Origin of the sequence: Pseudomonas sp. NFACC24-1 (assembly GCF_900115235.1) — a bacterium.
Lineage (GTDB): Bacteria > Pseudomonadota > Gammaproteobacteria > Pseudomonadales > Pseudomonadaceae > Aquipseudomonas > Aquipseudomonas fluorescens_AA.
On sequence record NZ_FOVS01000027.1, the window covers coordinates 54,981 to 79,190 of the forward strand.

25 protein-coding genes, 2 tRNA genes and 1 pseudogene are annotated in these 24,210 nt (G+C 61.1%); 19 read left to right on the forward strand and 9 right to left on the reverse strand.

The window, feature by feature from the left end; genetic code table 11:
* Positions 1–22: 22 nt before the first annotated feature.
* Together BM317_RS22325 and BM317_RS22330 are read left to right on the forward strand one after the other, a co-directional pair.
* Positions 23–1,339 (forward strand): S41 family peptidase, encoded by a 1,317-nt coding sequence (locus BM317_RS22325; protein WP_060739610.1) that lies wholly within the window; start codon positions 23–25, stop codon positions 1,337–1,339.
* Position 1,340: 1 nt separating this feature from the next.
* Entirely contained in the window at positions 1,341–2,120 is a 780-nt protein-coding gene (locus BM317_RS22330; RefSeq protein ID WP_092476272.1) for a divergent polysaccharide deacetylase family protein, read from the forward strand.
* Positions 2,121–2,312: 192 nt separating this feature from the next.
* Here the strand turns inward: BM317_RS22330 and BM317_RS22335 are convergent, their stop codons facing one another.
* The 7 genes from BM317_RS22335 to BM317_RS22370 form a co-directional block, all read right to left on the reverse strand.
* A complete protein-coding gene (locus BM317_RS22335) occupies positions 2,313–3,059 on the reverse strand; it encodes a substrate-binding periplasmic protein (RefSeq protein WP_092173374.1) in 747 nt (248 codons plus the stop codon).
* Positions 3,060–3,122: 63 nt separating this feature from the next.
* Positions 3,123–3,893, reverse strand: a complete 771-nt coding sequence (hisF, locus tag BM317_RS22340) for an imidazole glycerol phosphate synthase subunit HisF (RefSeq protein ID WP_003196830.1) — start codon at positions 3,891–3,893, stop codon at positions 3,123–3,125.
* A gap of 9 nt (positions 3,894–3,902) precedes the next feature.
* Positions 3,903–4,640, reverse strand: coding sequence for a 1-(5-phosphoribosyl)-5-[(5-phosphoribosylamino)methylideneamino]imidazole-4-carboxamide isomerase (gene hisA, locus BM317_RS22345; RefSeq protein WP_060739613.1), 738 nt, complete (start codon positions 4,638–4,640; stop codon positions 3,903–3,905).
* A 90-nt stretch (positions 4,641–4,730) separates the two neighbouring features.
* On the reverse strand, positions 4,731–4,988 hold the full coding sequence (locus BM317_RS22350; protein WP_092476274.1) for a DUF2164 domain-containing protein: 258 nt from the start codon (positions 4,986–4,988) through the stop codon (positions 4,731–4,733).
* Positions 4,988–5,626 (reverse strand): imidazole glycerol phosphate synthase subunit HisH, encoded by a 639-nt coding sequence (gene hisH / locus BM317_RS22355; protein WP_024619262.1) that lies wholly within the window; start codon positions 5,624–5,626, stop codon positions 4,988–4,990. Before hisH ends, BM317_RS22350 begins: the two co-directional genes overlap by 1 nt.
* Positions 5,626–6,219, reverse strand: coding sequence for an imidazoleglycerol-phosphate dehydratase HisB (gene hisB, locus BM317_RS22360; protein WP_003186751.1), 594 nt, complete (start codon positions 6,217–6,219; stop codon positions 5,626–5,628). Before hisB ends, hisH begins: the two co-directional genes overlap by 1 nt.
* A gap of 293 nt (positions 6,220–6,512) precedes the next feature.
* Positions 6,513–8,174: an OFA family MFS transporter gene (locus BM317_RS22370; protein WP_060739614.1), complete on the reverse strand. Its 1,662-nt coding sequence runs from the start codon at positions 8,172–8,174 to the stop codon at positions 6,513–6,515.
* A 506-nt stretch (positions 8,175–8,680) separates the two neighbouring features.
* Here BM317_RS22370 and BM317_RS22380 point away from each other — a divergent pair.
* The 9 genes and pseudogenes from BM317_RS22380 (at position 8,681) to BM317_RS22420 (ending at position 16,955) form a co-directional block, all read left to right on the forward strand.
* On the forward strand, positions 8,681–10,906 hold the full coding sequence (locus tag BM317_RS22380; RefSeq protein ID WP_092173365.1) for an AsmA family protein: 2,226 nt from the start codon (positions 8,681–8,683) through the stop codon (positions 10,904–10,906).
* Positions 10,903–11,970: an A/G-specific adenine glycosylase gene (gene mutY / locus BM317_RS22385; RefSeq protein WP_092476279.1), complete on the forward strand. Its 1,068-nt coding sequence runs from the start codon at positions 10,903–10,905 to the stop codon at positions 11,968–11,970. The genes BM317_RS22380 and mutY overlap by 4 nt, the downstream gene beginning before the upstream one ends.
* On the forward strand, positions 11,967–12,239 hold the full coding sequence (locus tag BM317_RS22390; protein ID WP_060739617.1) for an oxidative damage protection protein: 273 nt from the start codon (positions 11,967–11,969) through the stop codon (positions 12,237–12,239). Before mutY ends, BM317_RS22390 begins: the two co-directional genes overlap by 4 nt.
* A 102-nt stretch (positions 12,240–12,341) precedes the next feature.
* Positions 12,342–12,417, forward strand: a tRNA-Phe gene (locus BM317_RS22395).
* Between the two features lie 177 nt (positions 12,418–12,594).
* The gene (locus BM317_RS22400; RefSeq protein ID WP_092173362.1) at positions 12,595–13,002 is read left to right on the forward strand and encodes a hypothetical protein; all 408 of its coding nucleotides are present in this window, start codon (positions 12,595–12,597) and stop codon (positions 13,000–13,002) included.
* A 242-nt stretch (positions 13,003–13,244) separates the two neighbouring features.
* Positions 13,245–13,532 (forward strand): annotated as a pseudogene (locus tag BM317_RS22405) (PDDEXK nuclease domain-containing protein); the annotation flags it as partial.
* Between the two features lie 99 nt (positions 13,533–13,631).
* On the forward strand, positions 13,632–14,237 hold the full coding sequence (locus BM317_RS22410; RefSeq protein WP_092476282.1) for a biliverdin-producing heme oxygenase: 606 nt from the start codon (positions 13,632–13,634) through the stop codon (positions 14,235–14,237).
* On the forward strand, positions 14,234–16,468 hold the full coding sequence (locus BM317_RS22415; protein WP_092476284.1) for an ATP-binding protein: 2,235 nt from the start codon (positions 14,234–14,236) through the stop codon (positions 16,466–16,468). The genes BM317_RS22410 and BM317_RS22415 overlap by 4 nt, the downstream gene beginning before the upstream one ends.
* Before the next feature lie 40 nt (positions 16,469–16,508).
* Entirely contained in the window at positions 16,509–16,955 is a 447-nt protein-coding gene (locus BM317_RS22420; protein ID WP_092173353.1) for a hypothetical protein, read from the forward strand.
* 9 nt (positions 16,956–16,964) lie between these two features.
* Here the strand turns inward: BM317_RS22420 and BM317_RS22425 are convergent, their stop codons facing one another.
* Positions 16,965–17,414: a hypothetical protein gene (locus tag BM317_RS22425; protein ID WP_092476287.1), complete on the reverse strand. Its 450-nt coding sequence runs from the start codon at positions 17,412–17,414 to the stop codon at positions 16,965–16,967.
* Between the two features lie 174 nt (positions 17,415–17,588).
* Here BM317_RS22425 and vapB point away from each other — a divergent pair, with 174 nt between their 5' ends.
* From vapB to BM317_RS22465, 8 genes are all read left to right on the forward strand, one after another.
* On the forward strand, positions 17,589–17,810 hold the full coding sequence (vapB, locus tag BM317_RS22430; RefSeq protein ID WP_092173460.1) for a type II toxin-antitoxin system VapB family antitoxin: 222 nt from the start codon (positions 17,589–17,591) through the stop codon (positions 17,808–17,810).
* Between the two features lie 285 nt (positions 17,811–18,095).
* Positions 18,096–18,869: an ABC transporter ATP-binding protein gene (locus BM317_RS22435; protein WP_014336086.1), complete on the forward strand. Its 774-nt coding sequence runs from the start codon at positions 18,096–18,098 to the stop codon at positions 18,867–18,869.
* Positions 18,870–18,882: 13 nt separating this feature from the next.
* The gene (locus BM317_RS22440) at positions 18,883–19,638 is read left to right on the forward strand and encodes an ABC transporter substrate-binding protein (RefSeq protein WP_092476290.1); all 756 of its coding nucleotides are present in this window, start codon (positions 18,883–18,885) and stop codon (positions 19,636–19,638) included.
* A 78-nt stretch (positions 19,639–19,716) separates the two neighbouring features.
* Positions 19,717–20,412 carry an ABC transporter permease gene (locus BM317_RS22445; protein WP_092476293.1) on the forward strand — a complete coding sequence of 232 codons (696 nt, stop codon included), beginning with the start codon at positions 19,717–19,719 and terminating at the stop codon, positions 20,410–20,412.
* Positions 20,409–21,098 carry an ABC transporter permease gene (locus tag BM317_RS22450; protein WP_072409115.1) on the forward strand — a complete coding sequence of 230 codons (690 nt, stop codon included), beginning with the start codon at positions 20,409–20,411 and terminating at the stop codon, positions 21,096–21,098. The genes BM317_RS22445 and BM317_RS22450 overlap by 4 nt, the downstream gene beginning before the upstream one ends.
* Positions 21,079–22,311 (forward strand): methyltransferase, encoded by a 1,233-nt coding sequence (locus tag BM317_RS22455; RefSeq protein ID WP_092476296.1) that lies wholly within the window; start codon positions 21,079–21,081, stop codon positions 22,309–22,311. Before BM317_RS22450 ends, BM317_RS22455 begins: the two co-directional genes overlap by 20 nt.
* Positions 22,312–22,642: 331 nt before the next feature.
* Positions 22,643–23,467, forward strand: coding sequence for an FkbM family methyltransferase (locus BM317_RS22460; RefSeq protein ID WP_092476299.1), 825 nt, complete (start codon positions 22,643–22,645; stop codon positions 23,465–23,467).
* Between the two features lie 75 nt (positions 23,468–23,542).
* Positions 23,543–23,618, forward strand: a tRNA-Thr gene (locus BM317_RS22465).
* A gap of 165 nt (positions 23,619–23,783) precedes the next feature.
* Here BM317_RS22465 and BM317_RS22470 read toward each other — a convergent pair.
* Positions 23,784–24,210 (reverse strand): BRCT domain-containing protein (locus BM317_RS22470; protein ID WP_092476302.1); only part of this gene is annotated, 427 nt, incomplete at its 5' end.

Genomic DNA, 24,210 nt, shown 5'->3' on the forward strand with positions numbered 1-24,210 from the left:
CCTATTAAGGAGTTCGTTCGACATGCTGCATTTGTCCCGCCTTACCTCGCTGGCCCTGACGATCGCCCTCGTGATCGGTGCGCCTTTGGCTTTTGCCGCCGAACCGGCCCCGTCGGCCCCCGCCGCCACGGCCGCAACCACCAAGGCGCCGCTGCCGCTGGACGAACTGCGCACCTTTGCCGAGGTCATGGACCGGATCAAGGCCGCCTACGTGGAACCGGTGGATGACAAGATGCTGCTGGAGAACGCCATCAAGGGCATGCTCAGCAACCTTGACCCGCACTCGGCATACCTGGGCCCGGAAGATTTCGCCGAGCTGCAGGAAAGCACCAGCGGCGAGTTTGGCGGCCTGGGCATCGAGGTCGGCAGCGAAGACGGCTTCGTCAAGGTGGTCTCGCCAATCGACGATACGCCTGCCTCCAAGGCCGGCATCCAGGCCGGTGACTTCATCGTCAAGATCAACGGCCAGCCGACGCGCGGCCAGAGCATGACCGAAGCCGTGGACAAGATGCGCGGCAAGATCGGCCAGAAGATCACCCTGACCCTGGTACGCGACGGTGGTACACCGTTCGACGTGACCCTGACCCGTGCGGTCATCCAGGTCAAGAGCGTGAAGAGCCAGTTGCTGGAGTCGGGCTACGGCTACATCCGCATCACCCAGTTCCAGGTCAAGACCGGCGAAGAAGTCGCCAAGGCCCTGGCCAAGATGCGCAAGGACAACGGCAAGAAACTCAACGGCCTGGTCCTGGACCTGCGCAACAACCCCGGCGGCGTACTGCAATCAGCCGTGGAAGTGGTGGATCACTTCATCACCAAGGGCCTGATCGTCTACACCAAGGGCCGCATCGCCAATTCCGAGTTGCGCTTCTCGGCCACCGGCAATGACCTGAGCGAAGCCGTGCCATTGGTGGTGCTGATCAACGGTGGCAGCGCTTCGGCCTCGGAAATCGTCGCCGGCGCCCTGCAGGACCAGAAGCGCGGCGTGGTCATGGGCACCACCAGCTTCGGCAAGGGTTCGGTACAGACCGTGTTGCCCCTGAACAACGACCGTGCCCTGAAGATCACCACCGCGCTGTACTTCACGCCCAACGGCCGTTCCATCCAGGCCCAGGGCATTGTCCCGGACATCGAAGTGCGCAAGGCCAAGATCACCAACGAGCAGGACAGCGAGTACTTCAAGGAAGCCGACCTGCAAGGTCACCTGGGCAATGGCAACGGCGGCGCCGACAAACCGACCGGTTCCGGCGCCAAGGCCAAGCCGATGCCCCAGGATGACGACTATCAGTTGGCCCAGGCCTTGAGCTTGCTCAAAGGGTTGAACATCACGTCCGGCCGCTGAGATGGGCCTGCGTTTCACCTTCGTCCTGCTGTGCCTGCTGGCGGGGGCCGTTACCGCGGCGCCCGCCACGCCCTCTTCGCCGCACAAGGCGTACCTGAGCCTGATCATCGACGACCTGGGGCAGAACCTGCCCCGGGACCGTCGGGTACTCGCCCTTCCCGGGCCGGTCGCCGCCGCGATCATGCCTGACACCCCCCACGCCGCCGAATTCGCCCGCGAAGCCCATCGCGCCGGCAAGCTGGTCATGCTGCACATGCCCATGGACCCGGCCACCGGGCCGTTCGCCTGGCATCCGGACCTGTCCATCGAAGAACTGGGCAAGCGCCTCGACGCCGCGTTCGCCGCCGTGCCCTACACCAGCGGGGTCAACAACCACATGGGCAGCCGCATGACCGCCCAGTCCGAGGCCATGGCGTGGCTGATGGCGAACTTGCAGCAGCGCCACAAGTTTTTCGTCGACAGCCGCACCAGCGCCCAGACCGTCGCCGCCGCCGAAGCACAAAAGATCGGCCTCGCCAGTGTGTCGCGGGATGTGTTCCTGGACGACGAGCGCACCGAAACCGCCATCGCCCAACAGCTGCAAACCGCTATCGACCTGGCTCGCCGGCAAGGCTCGGCCGTGATGATCGGCCATCCCTATCCGCAGACCCTGGCGGTACTCGAACGCGAGCTACCCAAGCTCAAGGCCCAGGGCATCGAATGGATCGACATCAAGTCGATGATCAGCCTGCGCAGCAATCGGGCGATGGCCGGGCATGGGAAGGATGGGGTTTATCGGTAGCGGCGACCGCGTCGCCACCATCGCGAGCAAGCTCGCTCCCACAGTGGTCTTGCATCGGGCACAAGATTGGCGTCCACAGCAGATCCCTGTGGGACCGAGCTTGCTCGCGATGACGGCGACACATTCAACATCCCTGCAAGCTGACCCACCGCTTTCGCGAGCAAGCTCGCTCCCACAGGTTTGTTCCAGCGGTCAGAGATACCGCGCCATGATCACGTCCACAGCCCCTTCCTTGCGGAGCTCATCCAAGGCCGCCTGAAGCCGGGCGACCACGTCATCGGGCACGTCCTTGTTCAAGGCCAGGTACAACTCGGCACTGTTGAAACGCAGCACGGTCTTGAGATCGGTCACCCCTTCCTGGCGCGCCAGGTAACGCCCGGCCGGGTCCCCGGTGGCCCACAGGTCGATCTGGCCGTTGACCAGTTTCCTGGCGTTGTCCTGGTCCCGCAACACGACAATCGGCTTCAGCCCTTGCTTGGCCAATGTCTCGGCAATTGCGTCGCCCTTGTAGGCACCGATCTTGTATTGACGCGCCTGCTCCAGCGAGTCGAGAGTGATCTTGCTGTCGGCCTTGGCGAGCATGATCCAGTCGTCCGGACCGATGGGGCCGACCCATTTGAAAAGCTTCTCACGCTCCGGCAACCGCGCCATGACAAACACACCGTAACCCGGATTTTCCAGGGCGAGTTTGTAGATGCGCTCCCAGGGGAAACGTAGCGTCAGGCTGTAGGAGATATCGGCGCGTTTGAATATTTCACGGACGATGTCCACGGCGATGCCATGAATGTTCTCGTCCTGGGCGAAGTTCTTGCCATTCTTGGCCATGTTGTACGGCGGGAAGTTTTCCGTCAGCAACACCAGCGATGTATCAGCGGCGCGGACAGTGCCTGCGAGCAGCAACGTGGCACCGGCAAAGGCAAGAACGAGGCGTTTGAGCATGTCGGGCTACCGCAATCCATGGTGTGCCCAAGAGTGCCTTGGGCCCGCCATGGTGTCCAGCGGTCAGCGAATGCAGATACCGCGATGGGCCATATAGGCCTTGGCTTCCGGCACGGTGTATTCGCCAAAGTGGAAAATGCTCGCCGCCAGCACCGCACTGGCATGACCTTCCAGGATGCCGTCGGCCAGGTGCTGCAGGTTGCCGACACCGCCGGACGCGATCACCGGAATGCCCAGGGCATCGCTGATGGCGCGGGTGACGCCCAGGTCGAAACCGTTTTTCATGCCGTCCTGGTCCATGCTGGTCAGCAGGATTTCACCGGCGCCCAGGCCTTCCATCTTCTTCGCCCACTCGACGGCGTCCAGGCCCGTGGGCTTGCGACCGCCGTGGGTGAAGATTTCCCAACGCGGGGTTTCGCCCGGGCCGGAGACCTTCTTCGCATCGATAGCCACGACGATGCACTGCGAGCCGAAGTGCTGGGCCGCTTCGCCGACGAACTCCGGGTTGAACACTGCCGCGGTGTTGATCGACACTTTGTCCGCACCGGCATTGAGCAGGTTGCGGATGTCCTGCACGGTGCGCACGCCACCGCCCACGGTCAGCGGGATGAACACCTGGCTGGCCATGCGCTCGACGGTATGCAGCGTGGTATCGCGGCCATCGACGCTGGCCGTGATGTCGAGGAAGGTGATCTCGTCCGCACCCTGTTCGTCGTAGCGACGGGCGATTTCCACCGGGTCGCCGGCGTCACGGATGTTCTCGAACTTCACACCCTTGACCACCCGGCCGTTGTCCACGTCCAGGCAAGGGATGATGCGTTTGGCCAGCGCCATGGTGAGTCCTCAGCCTTTGTAGGAATCGCAGAAGGCCTGGGCCTCGGCGACGTCCAGGGTGCCTTCGTAGATCGCGCGACCGGTGATCGCGCCGATGATGCCCGGCGCCTTGGCGTCGAGCAGTGCCTTGATGTCACCCAGGTTGTGGATGCCACCGGAGGCGATCACCGGAATCTTGGTGGCGGCAGCCAGGGCGGCGGTGAACGGGACATTGCAGCCCTGCATCATGCCGTCTTTGGCGATGTCGGTGTAGACGATGGCAGACACGCCGTCGGCTTCGAAACGCTTGGCCAGGTCGATCACCTGCACGGTGCTGACTTCAGCCCAACCGTCGGTGGCGACAAAGCCGTCCTTGGCGTCGAGGCCAACGATGACCTTGCCCGGGAACGCGCGGCACGCTTCGGCAACGAACTCAGGCTCCTTCACCGCCTTGGTGCCGATGATCACGTAGCTCACGCCAGCCTTGACGTAGTGCTCGATGGTTTCCAGCGAGCGAATGCCGCCGCCGATCTGGATCGGCAGGTTCGGATAGCGCTTGGCAATGGCCGTGACCACCTCGCCATTGACCGGCTGCCCTTCGAAGGCGCCATTGAGGTCGACCAGATGCAGGCGACGGCAGCCGCCCTCCACCCACTTGGCGGCCATGCTCACCGGGTCATCGGAAAACACCGTGGAGTCTTCCATGCGGCCCTGACGCAGACGTACGCAAGCGCCGTCCTTGAGATCGATAGCGGGGATAATGAGCATGCTTTTCCTTCGTCAAAGAGCTGCAAGCTGCAAGCTATAAGCTGCAGGCAGGCACGCGTTTCAATTCTTGCAGCTTGTGGCTTGAAGCTTTCAGCTGCTTTTTTCTAAAGCCCACAAGTCGCTTTCAATGCTTTCGAACCTTTCTTTAAGGTGCGTCTGCACATCGAAAATCGCCCTGTTGTAATAGTGCGGCGCAATTTCGCGGGTAAACAGGTCAAGAATTTCCGCCGCTTCGAACGAACCCAGGTCCAGTTCGAAACGCTCCTCCATGAACCGCTGGATCTTGCGGTTCGCTCCACTCTCCTGCTCGGGCGTGAGGGTGAGGATCGGCGGTTTCTTGCGGGCCATTACCAGCGCCCGTCCCACGCCGCGAAGTTCTGCAACAGTTGCAGGCCATGGGTATGGCTCTTCTCCGGGTGGAACTGCACGGCGAAGCGCGAACCATCGGCCAGGGCCGCGGCGAAATCGACGCCATAGTGACCGCTGCCCACCACCTGCCGCGCATTGCCGGCGGCGATGTAGTAGCTGTGCACAAAGTAGAAGCGCGCCAGGTCCGGAATGTTGTGCCACAGCGGGTGATCCACCGTCTGCTTCACTTCGTTCCAGCCCATGTGCGGGACCTTCAAGTGCTCGCCGTCTTCGTGCAGGCCCTTGCCAAAGAACTTCACCTGGCCCGGGAACAGCGAGATGCAATCGACACCATCGTTCTCTTCGCTGCGATCGAGCAAGGCCTGCATGCCCACGCAGATGCCGAGGAACGGACGATCCTGGCTGACTTCGTGCACCAGCTTGTCGAAGCCCAGCCGACGAATCTCGGCCATGCAATCACGAATCGCGCCGACGCCGGGGAACACCACCCGGTCGGCTTCGCGAATCACGTCGGCATCGCTGGTGATCAGCACCTTGCCGGCGCCCACGTGCTCGAGGGCCTTGGCCACCGAGTGCAGGTTGCCCATGCCGTAGTCGATAACCGCGACCGTCTGCATTACAGGACGCCCTTGGTGGAAGGCATCTGGCCGGCCATGCGGTCATCGAGCTCCACGGCCATGCGCAGCGCGCGGCCGAAAGCCTTGAACACGGTTTCGATCTGGTGATGGGTGTTGTGCCCGCGCAGGTTGTCGATGTGCAGGGTGACGTTGGCGTGGTTGACGAAGCCCTGGAAGAATTCCTGGAACAGGTCGACGTCGAAGCCGCCGACGGTGGCACGGGTATACGGCACGTGCATCTGCAGGCCCGGGCGGCCGGAGAAGTCGATGACCACCCGCGACAGCGCTTCATCGAGCGGCACGTAGGCATGACCGTAGCGACGGATGCCTTTCTTGTCGCCGATGGCTTTGGTAAAGGCCTGGCCCAGGGTGATACCCACGTCTTCCACCGTATGGTGGTCGTCGATATGCAGGTCGCCCTTGCTGACGATGTCCAGGTCGATCAGCCCGTGACGGGCGATCTGGTCCAGCATGTGCTCAAGAAAAGGCACGCCGATATCAAACCGGGCCTTTCCGGTGCCATCCAGGTTGATCGAGGCTTTGATCTGGGTTTCCAGAGTGTCGCGCTCGACAGACGCCTTACGTTCGGCCATCACCAGCTCCGCAAAATCATTGGGCGAAAAAGGCAGCCATTATAGGGGCGCGAGCGGCAAACAGAAACACAAGAGGTGACATCACTGACGGGCTGAATCCCGGGCTGTCGGTGATAGACATGTCCATACAAGTCATGGACGCAAATTTTGCCATCACCCAAAAACAAATGTGGGAGCGGGCTTGCCCGCGAAAGCGGTGTATCAGCCAACATCATCGTTAACTGACAGACCGCCTTCGCGAGCAAGCCCGCTCCCACAAGGGTTGCCCTGTCCTGTTGGTCAGGGCAACGGTCTTAGCGGAACAGCACCGCCGTCTTCTGCAGGGTCACCCACACACCCCACGCCAACGGAATGCCCACCACCAGCCAGGCGGCGATCGCCAGGGGCTTGGTGCCCGGCGCAGCTTTCCACTCCAGCGACGTGCTGCTGTCGGCGCCCTTGTCATGCCCCAGCGCCTGTTCGGCGGCCAGTTCGGCGTCGGTCATGAAGTACTTGTCGGCGACCGGACGGACCATCAGGTTGCAGAGGAAGCCCAGCACCAGCAGGCCGGCGAGGATGTACAAGGTGATGTCATAGGCCGCGGCGCGTTCAACGCCGATGCTCAATTGATATTCACGCAGGTAGTTCACCAGCACCGGACCCAGCACGCCCGCCGCAGCCCAGGCGGTCAGCAGGCGACCGTGGATCGCGCCAACCATTTGCGTACCGAACAGGTCCGCCAGGTAGGCCGGCACGGTGGCGAAACCGCCGCCGTACATCGACAGGATGATGCAGAACGCCGCCACGAACAGCGCGACGCTGCCCAGGTGCCCCAGGTTCGGGATCAGCGCGTACAGGGCAAAGCCCAGGGCGAAGAACACGAAATAGGTGTTTTTACGACCCAGGTAATCCGAGAAGGAGGCCCAGAAGAACCGACCGCCGATGTTGAACAGGCTCAACAGACCGGTGAAGCCGGCCGCGATGGCCGCGATCTGGCCCAGTTGCGTAGCGTCCAGCTGGCCGAACGGCAGGTCGTTGCCGAGCAGCTTGCCGCCGAACACTTCCTGCAACAGTGGCGAAGCCATGCCCAGGATGCCGATACCGGCGGATACGTTCAGGCACAGCACCAGCCATACCAGACGGAACTGCGGGGTTTTCCAGGCAACATTCACGTGAACGTGGCGATGGGTGATCATCGCGTTCGCGGCTTTCTTCGGTGCCGGGGTCCAGCCCTCAGGCTTCCAGCCGGTCGGCGGTACGCGGTACGACAAGGCGCCACCAATCATGAACACGAAGTAGATCGCGGCCATGACCAGGAAGCTCTGCCATACGCCCACGCCCGTTGGCGAAGCGAAATGGTTCATCAGCGCCGCGGCCAGTGGAGCACCGACCATCGCGCCACCGCCGAAGCCCATGATCGCCATACCGGTCGCCATGCCGCGCTTGTCCGGGAACCACTTGATCAGGGTCGACACCGGGGAGATATAGCCCAGGCCCAGGCCGATACCACCGATCACCCCGGAACCGACCCACATCAGCCAGATCTGATGGGTATAGATACCCAACGCGGAAATCAGCAGGCCACCGCACCAGCACAAGGCCGATACAACGCCGGCCTTGCGTGGCCCGGCGTGTTCCAGCCAGCCACCCCAGATGGCTGCCGAGCAACCCAGGAAGATGAAGAACAGGGTGTAGATCCAGCCGAGCATCGAGATCGGCCAGTCACATTGGGACGAAAAGACTTGCGAGATGAAGCTCATATCCGGTGCACAGGCCACAGGCTTGGTGACACCCAAGGCCTTGGACAGTGGCAGCCAGAACACCGAAAAGCCATAGGCCATGCCGATGCACAGGTGAATGGCCAGTGCGGCCGGTGGAACCAGCCACCGGTTGAAACCGGGCTTGGCGATGATGCGCTCCTTGGAGAGGAACGCAGGCTGGTCGGCGACGCCGCCCGCCGTGATGCTCGTGCTCATTGTGTATCCCCCAGTTATTGGAATGGTCCGTCAGCCACGCGTCACCCTCAGCCTTCATTGCACGCAGGCATGGCTGTATTTTCTGGTGAAGCTCCATAGTGTGCGACATCAAGTCGCAGAAGGACGGACGAACGGGCAAAGGTTACCATTTGCTCGTGGCAGAAAAACCAAAGTGATATCACCTTTTTCGTGCCATCTGTCTTATCGCACGTTCGCTCGCTTTCTGTAGGGGGCTAACGATTTATTTTTTCAGGAATTTTCATGCTCGTCGTTGTCTAGCTCATTACCGACGCCAACTGTCAGGGCCAACAGGACCTGCGGGAAATCTACCGGGATGCCCCGGACTGGCTGTTCGAACCGTTTCGCGATGCCAGGCATGGGCGGTCAAGCGCGCTCCCACACTGGATCTGCGGACGGGACTTATAACGAGCACCTAACGCACCACCACTAATCCACAGCGTTATACTCCCGGCTAAATTTTGAACTCAACCTACAAGGATTCGCCCATGAAAGCGTTCGGCAAAATCCTGGGTCTGGTACTTCTCGGGCTGTTGCTGATCATCGTGGCCCTGGGCTTTGCCCTGACCCACCTGTTCGATCCCAACGACTACAAAGAAGAGATCCGCCAGATAGCCCGCGACAAGGCCCACATCGAGCTGACCCTCAATGGCGATATCGGCTGGAGCCTGTTTCCATGGCTGGGTCTGGAATTGCACGATGCCAGCGTCGCGACCCTGGCCAATCCGACCCAACCTTTCGCCGACCTGCAGATGCTCGGTCTTTCGGTCCGGGTGATCCCGCTGCTGCGCCGGGAAGTGCAGATGAGCGATGTGCGCGTCGAGGGCCTGAACCTGCGGCTCAACCGCGACAAGAATGGTCACGGCAACTGGGAAGACATCGGCAAGGCACCAGCCTCGGCGACGGCGGCGAACACCCCGGCGCCAGCCGAGCAACCGGCACCGCCCGCCAACACCCCGACGGAAAAACCTGCCCAGCCGACCCGCCTGGACATCGACAGCCTGACCGTGAACAACGCCCGGGTCGAATACACCGACGAGCAGACCGGCAAGCTGTACACCGCCGAGAGCATCCAACTGAGCACCGGCCCGGTCCACGACTCCACCAACATCCCGGTCACCCTGACCGCTTTCCTGTCCAGCAACCAGCCGGCCCTACGCGTACGCACCGAAGTGACGGGTGAGCTGCGCTTCGAGCGTGCCCTGCAGCGCTACAAGTTCGAAGACCTGAAACTGTCCGGCGAAGCCACGGGCGACCCTCTGCAGGGCAAGACCCTGAATTTCGCCGCCCAAGGCCAGCTGTTCCTGGACAAGGCGGCAAACGTCGCCGAATGGACCGGCATCAAGCTTTCGCTCAACCAACTGCGTGCCCTGGGTGAACTGAAGGTCAACGACCTCGACAAGACTCCGCAATTGAATGGCGGGGTGTCGATCGCCCAGTTCGATCTGGCTAAATTCGTCGACAGCGTCGGCCAGACGCTTCCGGCCATGGCCGAAGGCAGCCTGAGCAAGGTCGAGCTGGCCAGCCGCATTGCCGGCACGCCCACCAGCGTCGAACTCAACGACATCAACCTGAAGCTCGACGACAGCACCTTCAGCGGTCGTATCGCCGTGGAAGATTTTGCCAAGCAGGCCCTGCGCGTGCAGCTCAAGGCCGACACGTTCAATGTCGACCGCTACCTGCCGCCAAAATCCGCCGAAGCCGACAGCTCCAAGGCGGCCCGTGAGGCCGAAGTCAGCAACACCGAAGCCAGCGCCATGGCCGGTGTCGGCAACTCACCGCTGCCGAGCGCGCCGACCCAGGGCGCCTGGAGCAATGATCGGCTGTTTCCGGTGGAACGCCTGAGCAAGCTGGACCTCGATGCCGACCTGACCTTCGGGCAACTGACCCTGGATAAACTGCCGATCCAGAACGCCGCGCTCAAGGCCACCGGCCTGGGCGGCCTGCTGACCCTGGAGAACCTGCGGGGCGATCTGTACAGCGGCAACTTCGAAACCAAGGGCACCCTGGATGTGCGCCAACCGACCCCACTGTTGAGCCTGCAAACCCGTATCAACCGGGTCCCTGCCGAGAAGATCATCGAAAGCCAGGGCAAGAATCCGCCGGTCAAAGGCCTGGTCACCGTCAACAGTGCGATCACCGCCACCGGTAATAGCCAGAAGGCCCTGATCGACAGCCTCAACGGTAACGCCGGGTTCGTCATCAACGATGGCGTGCTGCTCAATGCCAACCTCGAACAGCAATTGTGCAAAGGCATCGCCACCCTCAATCGCAAGTCCCTCAGCGGCGAACCCCGGGGCAAGGACACGCCGTTCCAGCAACTCAACGGCAACCTCACCTTCAACAACGGCGTTGCCCACAACCCGGACCTGAAAGTCCGCATCCCCGGCATGACCGTCAACGGCAACGGCGATATCGACCTGCGGGTGCTGGGCATGGATTACCGCGTCGGCGTCATCGTCGAAGGCGACAAGAGCGACATGCCCGACCCGGCCTGCCAGGTCAACGAGCGCTACGTCGACATCGAATGGCCGTTGCGCTGCCGTGGTCCACTGGAGCTGGGGGCGAAGGCCTGCCGCCTGGACAACGACGGGCTGGGCAAGGTCGCGGCGAAACTGGCCGGCGACCGCCTCGGCGACAAGATCGAGGAGAAGCTGGGCGACAAGGTCAGTCCCGAGCTGAAAGACGCGCTCAAGGGGCTGTTCAAGCGATGAGAGCCGAGCAGTTTTCCACCGCGGTACTGGACTGGTTCGACCGCCACGGGCGCCACGATTTGCCTTGGCAGCAAGACATCACTCCCTATCGGGTGTGGGTCTCGGAAATCATGTTGCAGCAGACCCAGGTCAGTACCGTGCTCAACTACTTCGACCGGTTCATGGCCTCGCTGCCCACCGTTCAAGCCCTGGCCGCCGCGCCGGAGGACGAAGTGCTGCACCTGTGGACCGGGCTGGGTTATTACACCCGTGCGCGCAACTTGCAGAAAACCGCGAAAATCGTCGTCGAGCAGTACGGCGGCGAATTCCCCCGGGACGTGGAAAAACTCACCGAGTTGCCGGGGATCGGCCTGTCCACCGCCGGCGCCATCGCCAGCATCAGCATGGGCCTGCGAGCGCCGATCCTCGATGGCAACGTCAAGCGGGTGCTGGCGCGCTTCACCGCCCAGGAAGGCTACCCGGGCGAACCCAAGGTGGCGAAACAGCTGTGGGCCACCGCCGAGCGCTTCACGCCGCAAGACCGGGTCAACGCCTACACCCAGGCGATGATGGACCTGGGCGCGACACTCTGTACCCGCAGCAAACCCAGTTGCCTGCTCTGCCCACTGAAACAGGGCTGCGAGGCCCACATGCTGGGCCTGGAAACCCGCTACCCGATTCCCAAGCCTCGTAAAGAGGTGCCCAAAAAGCGCACCTTGATGCCGATGCTGGCCAACCACGAAGGCGCGATCCTGCTTTACCGTCGCCCTTCCACCGGACTATGGGGCGGGCTGTGGAGCCTGCCGGAACTCGACGACCTCGACGACCTGCAACACCTGGCCCTGCAACACTCGCTGGAACTGGGCAGCCATCACGAAATGCCAGGCCTGGTGCACACCTTCAGCCACTTCCAGTTGGCGATCGAACCCTGGCTGGTCCGGGTCCGGGAAACCGGCCATCACGTGGCCGAGGCCGACTGGCTCTGGTATAACCTCGCCACCCCGCCGCGCCTGGGCCTTGCCGCCCCGGTCAAAACCTTGCTCGAACGCGCGGCCGCCGTAATGAACGCAGGAGAGTTGCAATGACCCGCACCATCATGTGCCGCAAGTACAAAGAACAACTGGAAGGCCTGGAACGTGCGCCGTTCCCGGGTGCCAAGGGCCAGGACATCTACGACAATGTTTCGGCCAAGGCCTGGGCCGACTGGCAAAAACACCAGACCCTGCTGATCAATGAAAAACGCCTGAACATGATGAACGCCGAAGATCGCAAATACCTTCAAGGCGAGATGGACAAGTACTTTTCCGGCGAAGATTACGCCAAGGCCGAAGGCTACGTACCGCCATCCGAATAAGCTGCTCGGCGCGGGGGCGGATCGTAAGCGACGGTAATAGTTAAATATTTTTTGAAAACTTGCTTGACGCCCCCCTGAAAAACCCGTTTAATGCGCCCCGTTGCCCAGATAGCTCAGTCGGTAGAGCAGGGGATTGAAAATCCCCGTGTCGGCGGTTCGATTCCGTCTCTGGGCACCAAATACCGAAAACCCCGATCAAGCAATTGATCGGGGTTTTTTATTGCCCGGGATTTCCTTCCTCCGCCTCATCGATCCTCCACCTCATCGGGGGCTACGCTCTTCGTCGTGGATTGAGATTCGAAGCGTCGGCGTTGAGGCTGTAGGATAGATGGCCTTATCCATCAGGAATCCGACCATGTCATCGGCGAACAAACAGCACAAGCGCAGCCAGCGCGCCAAGGCGAAAGCCAAGCAGAACCGCACTCGGCGGACTGCTGCGCCGAACGATTTCCTGGACCCGAACGACGAGCGCATCGATCTGGAAACCGTGGACCTGACGGAACTGTTCCAACTCATGAGTGCCGCCGAAAAGGTCAGCCAGAAGGCGATGTGCGAAGCCTTCCTGGCCCACCCTCTGCTGGCGCTGGTGCTGGAACAGGAAGGTGAGGAAGAAGCGACCGACTTCATCATTACCGCCTTGATCGAATACCGCCGTCTGACCACGGGCGTGGATGAGCAGACCGCGCTGGACTGGGTGGAAAGCAAGCAATTCCAGGCCGATTATGTGGCTGCGTCCCAGGCGCTGACGCAAGGCCAGGAGTGACTATCAGGCCGGGGCCACGATGGATGACGCCCTGCGGGGAGAGCTCCTACGAACCAAGGTCAACCAACATGGGGCGGCGTCATACCCGTCCTGCGTCAATCCACTATTTTTCCTCCCAAGCAATCAGCCCCGTCCGGCATCATCGAAACATCGCTTGATGCATCCTTGCAGTCCGCCCCTCTCAATGGTTGGACACTGCGATGACGCCACTGCTGCCCCAAGATGACCCTCAGCTCGCCCCCTTGATCAACGAACTCGGCGAGCTGAGCCATCAGGACATCGGGCAGATGGACATGTATGTGCGCCTCTACGACGACCTCAAGCGCGGCCCCGATGACAAACCCACCGTTGGCATCATTCTGTGCGCTCAGAAAGACGAATCGGTGGTGCGTTACTCCGTATTGCAGGGCAATGAGCAATTGTTCGCCAGTCAATACAAGCTGGTGCTCCCCTCGGAAGAAGAGCTGTGTAATGAACTGGATCGCGAACGAGCGCAACTCGGCGAGCAGCAAGCAGGCTCAGCGATTTGAGGAAATGAGGGCCGACACCCGATGACTGCACACCCAAAAACCCATGTAAGATTTATGCGTTTTTTTCAGCAACGCTCCAGCCAAAGAACTCTATCCTGCATGTCATCGGCCGCTCCATACCCTTCTCTGATCCAGGCATTGCGGACCGAAACCGCTGAACTGCATATCGCCTTGGAAAAACGCCTGCCGTTTTTCTCCGAACAGCTGGACTTCGATCTGTATCGGCGCCTGATGGCGGCCTACTACGGTTTCTATCAACCGTTGGAACAACGTCTTCATGTACTTGCATTGACGCCGACCGGGCTGGACCAATCCCTACGGATCAAACTTCCGGTGCTGCGAGCGGATCTCACGGCACTGGGCCTGGAAGCAGCCACTATCGAGGCGCTGCCTACCTGCCAGGCGTTGCCGCTGATCGACTCCCGTGCCGCCGCACTCGGCGTGTCCTATGTGCTGGAAGGTGCAACGCTCGGGGGGCAGATCCTGCGGCGCAGGGTGGCCGAGAAGCTGGGGCTGGACGCCGCTAGCGGAGCGGCCTTCCTCAATGTGTATGGCGAACTCACTGGCCGACGCTGGAAGGATTTCCTCCAATACCTGGACGACAGGAACCTTGGCGAGGCCCAGGTGTTCGAAGTCACACGCGCCGCAAAGGCGACGTTCTCCCATTTTGAGCACTGGCTGGACAGCCAAAAGGTATTGTTATGAACACGGAAAACCAGGAAGCCTTCGAAGAACTGCTGGCCAATTGCGCAGACGAACCGATTCGCTTTCCCGGGACCATCCAGCCTCATGGCGTGTTGCTGATGCTGTCCGAGCCCGATTTCGTGATCCGTCAGGTCAGCGCCAACGTGTTGCAGTTGATGGCGCAGGATCCCCACAGGCTCCTGGGCCAGACACTCGACGCACTGTTGGGGCTGGAACAGGCCGAGGCGATCCTCATCGCCTGTCGCGCCGCCCCGGAAAGCGACAACGTGCCCGTGGCCATTGTCGTGAACCAACAACGCTTCGACGCCCTGGTGCATCGCCACCAGGGCGCCCTGATCGTCGAATTGGAACAGCACCTGAGCGACTATCGCCCCGAAGGGGTCAGCGGCGAGGCGAACATGGGCCGCATGTTGCAACGCCTGCAAAGTGCGAAAACCCTCCAGGCCCTGTACGAAATCAGCGTGCGGGAAATCCAGGCCATGACCGGTTACGACCGGGTGCTGATCTATCGCTTCGAGGAAGAAGGCCACGGCCAAGTGATTGCCGAGGCCAGCGCACCGTCGATGGAGCTCTACAAGGGCCTGTTTTTCCCGGCGTCGGATATTCCCGAACAGGCTCGCGAGCTGTATCGCATCAACTGGCTGCGGATCATCCCCAACGCCGACTACACGCCAGTGCCGCTGGTTCCGGAGTTGCGGCCCGACACCCAGGCGCCTCTGGACCTGAGTTTTGCCACACTGCGCAGCGTCTCGCCGATCCACCGCCAGTACATGAAAAACATGGGCGTACTGTCGTCCATGAGCATCTCGTTGATGGAGGGCGAACGCTTGTGGGGGCTGATCAGTTGCGGCAATCGCCAGCCGCTGCTGGTGCCCCATGAAATGCGCATGGCCTGCCAGACAATCGGCCAGGTGCTGTCATTGCAGATCAGCGCCATGCAAGCCCTGGAGCTGACTCGGCAACGGGACGCCAAGCTGGAAGACCTCAAGGTCCTCGCCGCGGTGATGGCCGAGTCCAGCGATAACGTCTTCGATGGCCTGTCCCACGAGCCGCAACGCCTCATGGAGCTGACCGGCGCCAGTGGCGTCGCGATTTTCGAGGACAACAAACTGCACCGTCATGGCCGGTGTCCGGAACCGGAGCAGATCCGCGAGTTGCACAAATGGATCCTGGAAACCGGCAAGCCGGTGTTCTCTCACCACAACCTGAGCAGCGTCTTCGCACCTGCCCAGGCTTATCAGGACGTGGCGAGCGGCGTACTGGCGATCCACTTGCCCAAGCCTGTGGAAAACGGCGTGCTGTGGTTCCGCCCCGAGGTCAAGCAAACCCTCCAATGGAGCGGCGACCCACAAAAACCCCTGGACCTGGAAAACAGCGAGACCGGTCTGCGCCTGCGGCCCCGGACGTCTTTCGAAATCTGGAAAGTCGAAATGGCCGGTATCAGTACCAAATGGAGCCATGGCGATCTGTTCGCCGCCAACGACTTGCGGCGCTCGGCCTTGGAAAACGACCTGGCCCGCCAGGTGCGCAAGGAGCGCCTGGCCGTGCAGGCCCGCGATGAACTGGTGGCCGTGGTGTCTCATGACCTGCGCAGCCCGATGACGGTCATTTCCATGCTCTGCGGCATGATGCAAAAGGCCTTCAGCTCCGACGGTTCCCACAGCTCCAAGCGTATCGCCTCAGCCATCGACACCATGCAACAGGCTACCAGCCGCATGAATGCCCTGTTGGAGGACCTGCTCGATACCTCGCGCATCGACGCCGGGCGCTACACCATCAATCCCCAGCCGATGGACGTCAGCCAGATCTTCGAAGACGCCTGCTCACTACTGACTCCGCTGGCCGCTGCCAAGGCCATCGACATCTCCTTCAATGCCGAACCGAACCTGAGGATCAATGCCGATCCCGAGCGGCTGTTCCAGGTGCTGTCCAACCTGATCGGCAACGCCATCAAGTTCACACCGCAGCAGGGCTCCGTGGGGATCAGTGCGATGTCGGTCGGTAATGAGATCGTGTTCAGCGTCCGCGACACCGGTGAAGGGATTGCGCCAGATCAGCTGCCTCATGTTTTCGAGCGCTACTGGACGACCAAGGAGGGCAACCCGAACGGCACCGGGCTGGGGTTGTACATTTCCAAGGGGATTGTCCAGGCCCATGGCGGTAAACTGCATGCCGAAAGCCAGCCAGGCCAGGGCAGCGAATTCCGCTTTACCGTGCCGAAAATCGACTGAGCCGGGCACCGCCCCCTAACGAATTGGAAACCGAAGCCCAATGGCCTCACTGAACAAACAGCAAAAACGCGCCAAGCGCGCCAAAGACAAAGCCAAGCAAATCCGCATGAGCGGGCGCAAATCGATCCCGATGTATGGCGATCCGGCCCACGCCACCGCCCAGCCACCGGTCTACGTGCTGGAACTGTTCGCCAAGCTGCGCGAAGCCGAGGCCGTCAGCCGCAGTGAAATGCTCGATACGCTGCTTACATCCCTGAGCGAGATGATCGTCGAACGCCCAGGCCTGCTCGACTTGAAAAACGCTGAAAACGAAAGCATGGCGGCGACCAACCTGGCCGCCGACATGCTGGTGGACTATCGCATGTGGGTCGATGACATGGACCGCGAGACCGCCCAGCGCTGGCTCAGCACACCGGAGTTCATCAAGGACTTCAGCGAAGCATTGGACCGTTATCGCCAGTCGATGGAAGCACCCGCCAGCGAATAAGCCGCTCGGCTACTCGTCACCGTTCCAATGGAACACCAGGTTGCGCGCGGCCCCGCTGCCTACCTCAGCAGTGTCGCGCCTCGTCTCGCCGTTGCGCGTCGCCACCACGTTGTACTTGCCCGGCGGCAATTGCACATAAACCAGCGGCCCCGCATCGCTGAGCGTCAACAATGTTTGTCCCGACGCGCTCTGCACGGTCACGTCCACATCCGGGACGTATTTGTTTTCCGGGCCGATCGCGAACGTCATGTGCAGGTTGTAGCCATGGGCCTGCCCGATGGCCCGGGCTTCGTCCTCGCCGATACCGCCGGACAGATAGGTGATGCCGTTCTGTTGCTGTGGCTGGACCTGCACGCCTGCACTGTCTACCGGGGCCAGGTTCGTGGCGTTGAGCATGATGGGGAACAACAGCGCGCCGAACAGAAGGAAGGGCAGCAAAAAGTAATGGTTATGCTTCATGGCGAGGACTCCAAGTACTGGAAACAGCTCATGAGTTCTCTTTTGATTTTGATTACGCGGCAAGGTTTAGATCTATTGGCTATGAACGGAATCAGAAAACCATTCATCGCAACACCTATATCCCATTGCCCATATCCTGCGTGCTTCAGTCTGAAATTTCCGGGAGGACTGCCCATGGAACAAACCACCCTTTTCATGAGTAATCGCAGCCAGGCCGTTCGGCTACCAAAAGCAGTTGCGATGCCAAACGATGTAAAACGTGTAGACGTAATTGCCATAGGAAGAACACGCGTCATCACACCAGCCGGCGAAGCGTGGGATAGCTGGTTCGATGGAGACTCCGTGACAGCAGATTTTATGACAGAACGTGAACAGCCTGCCGATCAGGAGCGCTAGCCCTTCACACGCTCATCCGGTTAACCCTTCCAACCCCCGCCCAAAGCTGGCACCATCGCGCCTTTTTTTACGCGACTCCCCAGGCTTTTCACCGGTAGACAGGGTTCAAACGGCCGTTCGGTTGTTGATGGCGCGACAGACTGCTGTGCCGATGCGACAACCTGCCACACATCCCCGGTTTACCAGCCGAAGCGCTGTTGGCTGCCATTCGGACGCATGCTAGCTTGGCCGCCTCGCCAAGGAAGGCAGCCAACAGCAAGGGAGCACACACCATGAGGACCGCACATGGCCCAGGCCACGCCCGCGCTTGAAATCCGCAACCTGCACAAACGCTACGGCCAGTTGGAGGTGCTCAAGGGCGTCTCGCTGACCGCCCGCGACGGCGATGTGATCTCGATCCTCGGATCCTCCGGGTCCGGCAAGTCCACGTTCCTGCGTTGCATCAACCTGCTGGAGAATCCCAACCAGGGCCAGATCCTGGTGGCCGGCGAAGAGCTCAAGCTCAAGGCCGCGAAAAACGGTGAACTGGTGGCCGCCGACGGCAAACAGATCAACCGCCTGCGCAGCGAGATCGGTTTTGTGTTTCAGAACTTTAACCTTTGGCCGCACATGAGCGTGCTCGATAACATCATCGAAGCTCCGCGCCGGGTGCTCGGCCAGAGCAAGGCCGAAGCCGTCGAAGTAGCCGAAGCCCTGCTGGCCAAGGTCGGCATCGCCGACAAGCGCCACGCCTACCCGGCCGAGTTGTCCGGCGGTCAACAACAACGCGCCGCCATCGCCCGCACCCTGGCAATGCAGCCCAAGGTGATTCTGTTCGACGAACCCACCTCCGCTCTTGACCCGGAAATGGTCCAGGAAGTACTTAGTGTGATCCGCGCCCTGGCCGAAGAAGGACGCACCATGCTGCTGGTCACCCATGAAATGGGCTTCGCCCGTCAGGTTTCCAGCGAAGTCGTGTTCCTTCATCAAGGCCTGGTCGAGGAGCAAGGATCGCCACAGCAGGTCTTCGAAAACCCGCTTTCGGCGCGCTGCAAACAATTCATGTCCAGCAACCGCTAACGGAGCAGTACAGATGCAGACCTACAAAAAATTCCTCCTGGCCGCAGCCGTCAGCCTGGTGTTCTCGGCCAACGCCATGGCGGCCGATAAACTGAAGATGGGCATCGAAGCGGCCTATCCGCCATTCAATAACAAGGACGCCAGCGGCCAGGTCGTGGGGTTCGATAAAGACATCGGCGACGCCTTGTGCGCCAAGATGAAAGTCGAGTGCGAAGTGGTCACGTCCAACTGGGACGGCATCATTCCCGCCCTGCTGGCCAAGAAGTTCGACTTCCTGATTTCTTCGCTGTCGATCAATGAAGAACGCAAGCAAGCCGTGGACTTCACCGACCCGTACTACTCGAACAAACTGCAATTCATCGCGCCGAAAAACGTCGAGTTCAAAACCGATAAAGAATCCCTCAAGGGCAAGGTCATCGGGGCACAGCGCTCCACCCTCGCCGGCACCTGGCTGGAAGACGAACTGGGCAGCGATATCACCGCCAAGCTCTACGACACCCAGGAAAACGCCTACCTGGACCTGACCTCCGGCCGCGTCGACGCGATCCTGGCGGACAAATACGTGAACTACGACTGGCTGAAAACCGAAGCGGGTCGTGCTTACGAGTTCAAGGGCGACCCGGTGGTGGAAGGCGACAAGATCGGCATTGCAGTGCTCAAGGGTAACGACGAACTGCGCAACAAGCTGAACGCCGCCCTCAAGGAAATCATTGCCGACGGCACCTATAAAAAGATCAACGACAAGTACTTCCCGTTCAGCATCTATTGATGCCGACGTGCCTGGCCGGCGCTGTTCCCTGGCAGCGCCGGCCCTTAGCAAAGCCTGCCGCGATATGAATTCTTACCCATGATGATCGATCTCTACGGATTCGGCCCGGCGCTCGCCGCCGGCGCGCTGATGACCGTCAAACTGGCGCTCACAGCCCTGGGCCTGGGCCTGGTGCTCGGCCTGCTCGGCGCCTTGGCCAAGACCTCGCCATACAAGCCCCTGCAATGGCTGGGTGGCACCTATTCGACGCTGGTTCGTGGTATCCCGGAATTGCTCTGGGTGCTGCTGATCTATTTCGGCACCGTCAACCTGCTGCGAGCCCTGGGTGAATACTTCGGCAACCCCGATCTCACCCTCGACGCCTTCGCCGCTGGCGTCATTGCCCTGGGCCTGTGCTTTGGCGCCTACGCCACGGAAGTATTTCGCGGCGCGATCCTGGCGATTCCCAAGGGCCACCGTGAAGCCGGCGTCGCCCTGGGCCTGTCGAAGTGGCGGATCTTCACCCGGTTGATCATGCCGCAGATGTGGCGCATCGCCCTGCCCGGCCTGGGCAACCTGTTCATGATCCTGATGAAGGACACCGCGCTGGTCTCGGTGATCGGCCTGGAAGAAATCATGCGCCATGCGGAAATCGGCGTGACCGTCTCCAAGCAACCGTTCACCTTCTACATGGTCGCAGCGTTCATGTACCTGGGGCTGACGGTGCTCGCCATGATCGGCATGCACCTGCTGGAACGACGCGCCGCCCGTGGATTTGCCAGGAGCACCCAATGAACTGGGACGTCATCATCAAGTGGCTGCCGAAGCTGGCCCAGGGCGCGACACTGACCCTCGAGCTGGTGGCCATCGCCGTGATCGCCGGGCTGCTGCTGGCGATTCCGCTGGGCATCGCCCGCTCTTCGCGCCTGTGGCAGGTGCGGGCGCTGCCCTACGCCTACATCTTCTTTTTCCGTGGCACGCCGCTGTTGGTCCAGCTGTTTTTGGTCTACTACGGCCTGGCGCAGTTCGAGGCCGTGCGCAGCAGCGCGCTATGGCCGTACCTGCGGGACCCGTTCTGGTGCGCCACGGTCACCATGACCCTGCACACCGCCGCCTACATCGCCGAGATCCTGCGCGGCGCGATCCAGGCCATCCCAAAGGGCGAGATCGAAGCCGCACGGGCCCTGGGCATGTCACGGCCCAAGGCATTGTTCTACATCATGCTGCCCCGCGCGGCGCGCATCGGCCTGCCGGCCTACAGCAACGAAGTGATCCTGATGCTCAAGGCCAGCGCCCTGGCGAGCACCGTGACCCTGCTGGAACTCACCGGCATGGCCCGCACCATCATTGCCCGGACCTACCTGCCGGTGGAGATCTTCTTCGCGGCCGGCATGTTCTACCTGCTGATGTCCTTCCTGTTGGTGCAAGGCTTCAAGCAGTTGGAGCGCTGGTTGCGCGTCGATGCCTGCCAAGGGCGCTGACAGCGGCGTGCTGACGGGCGAGGCATTGCTCGCCCGCTTCACGGCGCTGGACGTTTTTCTCACCGCGCACCAGGCGCTGTGGAAACCACGTCCGTTCACCCACCTGCAGTTGCCTTGGGAAACGTCCCACCCGGAATTGGCCCGATGGCTACGCCAGCGTTCGCTGGAAGCGGCGGAAACTGATCATCATCAGCCGTGGTTGATGGAAGACGCACCCGCGCCGTTCCCGGAATTGGCCGCTATCTCTCGCACATTGAGCGCTCTCGCAGAATTGCCTGCCAGCACACTCGAAGCGCCAAGCCATCGCCTGAACGTCGACGTACCCGGGCGCAAATGGCAGCAGATCGAAGCCTTCGCCAGCCGCCTGCACTTCACCAGCCAGCCGACCCACTGGCTCGATTGGTGTGCCGGCAAAGGTCACCTCGGTCGACGTCTGCTGCACGGTGAACAGCAACTGACTTGCCTGGAATACGACCCCGCACTGGTCGCCAGCGGCCAACAACTGAGCCAGCGCCATCACCTGCCCGCCACGCACCTGCAACAAGACGTGCTAGCGGCGAACGCCGCCCAGGCGCTCCACCCCGAACACACCCCCGTAGCCCTGCACGCCTGTGGCGACCTGCATGTGCGCTTGATGCAGCTGGCCAGCGCCGCTGGCTGTGCACAACTGGCTATCGCACCGTGCTGTTACAACCGCATCAACACCGAGCGCTATCAAGCGCTGTCCGACGCCGCCAAGGGCTCAACCCTAGAACTGTCGCTCGACGATCTCAGCCTGCCGCTGACCGAAACCGTCACCGCTGGCGCACGTGTCAGAAGACAACGGGACCACTCCATGGCCTGGCGCCTGGGCTTCGACTTGCTGCAACGGCAAATCAGAGGGTGCAACGACTACTTGCCCACGCCGTCACTGCCCAGCGCATGGCTGGAAAAATCCTTCGCTCAGTACTGCACCGATCTGGCAGCCCTGAAAGACTTATCCATAGTCGGCACGCCTGATTGGGTCGCCCTGGAAGCAGCAGGCCATCAGCGCTTGGCCGAAGTGCGCAACCTGGAGTTGTTGCGAGGTCTTTTCCGACGGCCGCTGGAGCTTTGGCTGGTGCTGGACCGGGCGCTTTTCCTCACGCAAAAAGGCTACAACGTTCGCCTCGGCACCTTCTGCGAAACCCCATTGACGCCGCGCAATCTGCTGTTGCTGGCAGAGCGTTACTGAGGCGAAACAGCCTGTGGATAACTCTGTTGATGAAATAAACCCGGATCCAAGAAATCCGTGATTTCCTGACCCAATCAACATTGGTCATTTTTTGTTCATATGGATAAAAAACCATGAAAACAGGCATTTGCGACGAAACGCGAAAGCCGTCACAAAATTGCAAGATGCCTTGCGCCTCATCGCGCCCGTTGTGCATAAGCGTCCAAGCAAAACGACATAACCGCCGAATTCAGTACCGCCCCGCGCCAATAATTGCGTCCTCCGCGCCCGTGCTATACAACAGCCCCACGTATCGTGATTGACACAATGCCGACACACTCAAGGACTGGCCGTGACGTTCATTTCCTACGCACAAAACTTCGAAGACATACGCCTGTGGCGCGCCCTTCAATCGGTGGAAAACGGCTTTTACCTCGACGTTGGTGCCAACCATCCGACAGATGATTCAGTCACCCGAGCGTTTTACGACCGCGGCTGGCGTGGCATCAACATCGAACCCGTGCCGGCCTACTACGACGCCCTCTGTCAACAACGCCCCCACGACACCAACCTGCAATGCGTGGCCGGTGAAAACGCCGAAAGCCTGACCTTCTACACCATCGCCGACACGGGCCTGTCCACGGTGGAAGCCAGCGTCGCCCAACAGCATCGCGACGCCGGCATGGACGTGCGCAACCAGACCGTCCAATCCCGCACCCTGGCCTCCATCTGTGAGCAATACGCCCAGGACCGCCCCATCCACTTCCTGAAAATCGACGTCGAAGGCCACGAAGAAACCGTGCTGCGCGGCATGGACTTCAGCCGCTGGCGCCCCTGGATCATCCTCATCGAAACCCCGTGGGCCCGCGACCAGACCTGGGAGCACCTAGTCACCGACGCCGGCTACCAATCCATCCTGTTCGACGGCATCAACACCTACTACCTCGCCGAAGAACACCTGGCCCTCAAACCCGCCTTCGACATCCCACCGTGCAACCTCGACGGCTTCCAACTCTGCAAAGGCCACAAATTCAGCCACCCCATCGACGACACCGACCAACAACTCAGCGCCGCCCTGCGCCGCGCCGAACAGGCCGAAGCCCAACTCCACGCCATCCAAAACAGCCGCACCTGGCGAGCCCTGAACAAACTGCGCAACCTGCTTCACCGCGCCTAAGCCGGACCTGCGCAAAAATAGTCAGAATTCAGGGGTTTACAGAACGCACCCAATCGCTATAATCGTCGCCCACACGCCGGTATAGCTCAGTTGGTAGAGCAACTGACTTGTAATCAGTAGGTCCCGGGTTCGACTCCTGGTGCCGGCACCATACAAAACGAAGCCCTCGCAGAAATGCGAGGGCTTTGTTGTTTCTGGGCGCTCACTTTTCCTCCCCCCCTGAAAAACCTGTGGGAGCGAGCTTGCTCGCGATGAGGCCATCAACCCCACCGACAATCTTTCCCCCAAGACAACAGGCAGCCTTCCCTAGACCGGCTCAACCAAACAGCATCTTTTGCCAGTGATCCTCACCCACAATGGCAATCGAAGCCCCCGCCTCCCGCAGCTCCACTGCCTTCATGATCTTCGTTCCGTAGGTACTGTGGCGCCACTGCTCATTACCCACGCTGCCGACCACCAGGTAATGCACCTTCTTACTCACCCCACCACCAATCAAACCGCCACGCTCCTCGACCAATGCCTGGCAATCTTTGCGTGGCCCAAAGGCCATGACGCCTGTAAATACAAACATTCGGCCATCCCACACCAAGTCAGGGGCTGGGGAGTTGAAGGGAAGGTCCGTTGGAGTAATGGCAACAGCTTCGCCGACCTTCGATCTCTCAATGCCCACGCCAGAAAAGCTACGCAGGATGTTAAGCAGCTCAAGAGACTCGTCCGGGTCCAGAGCATCGTCCTGAAGCATG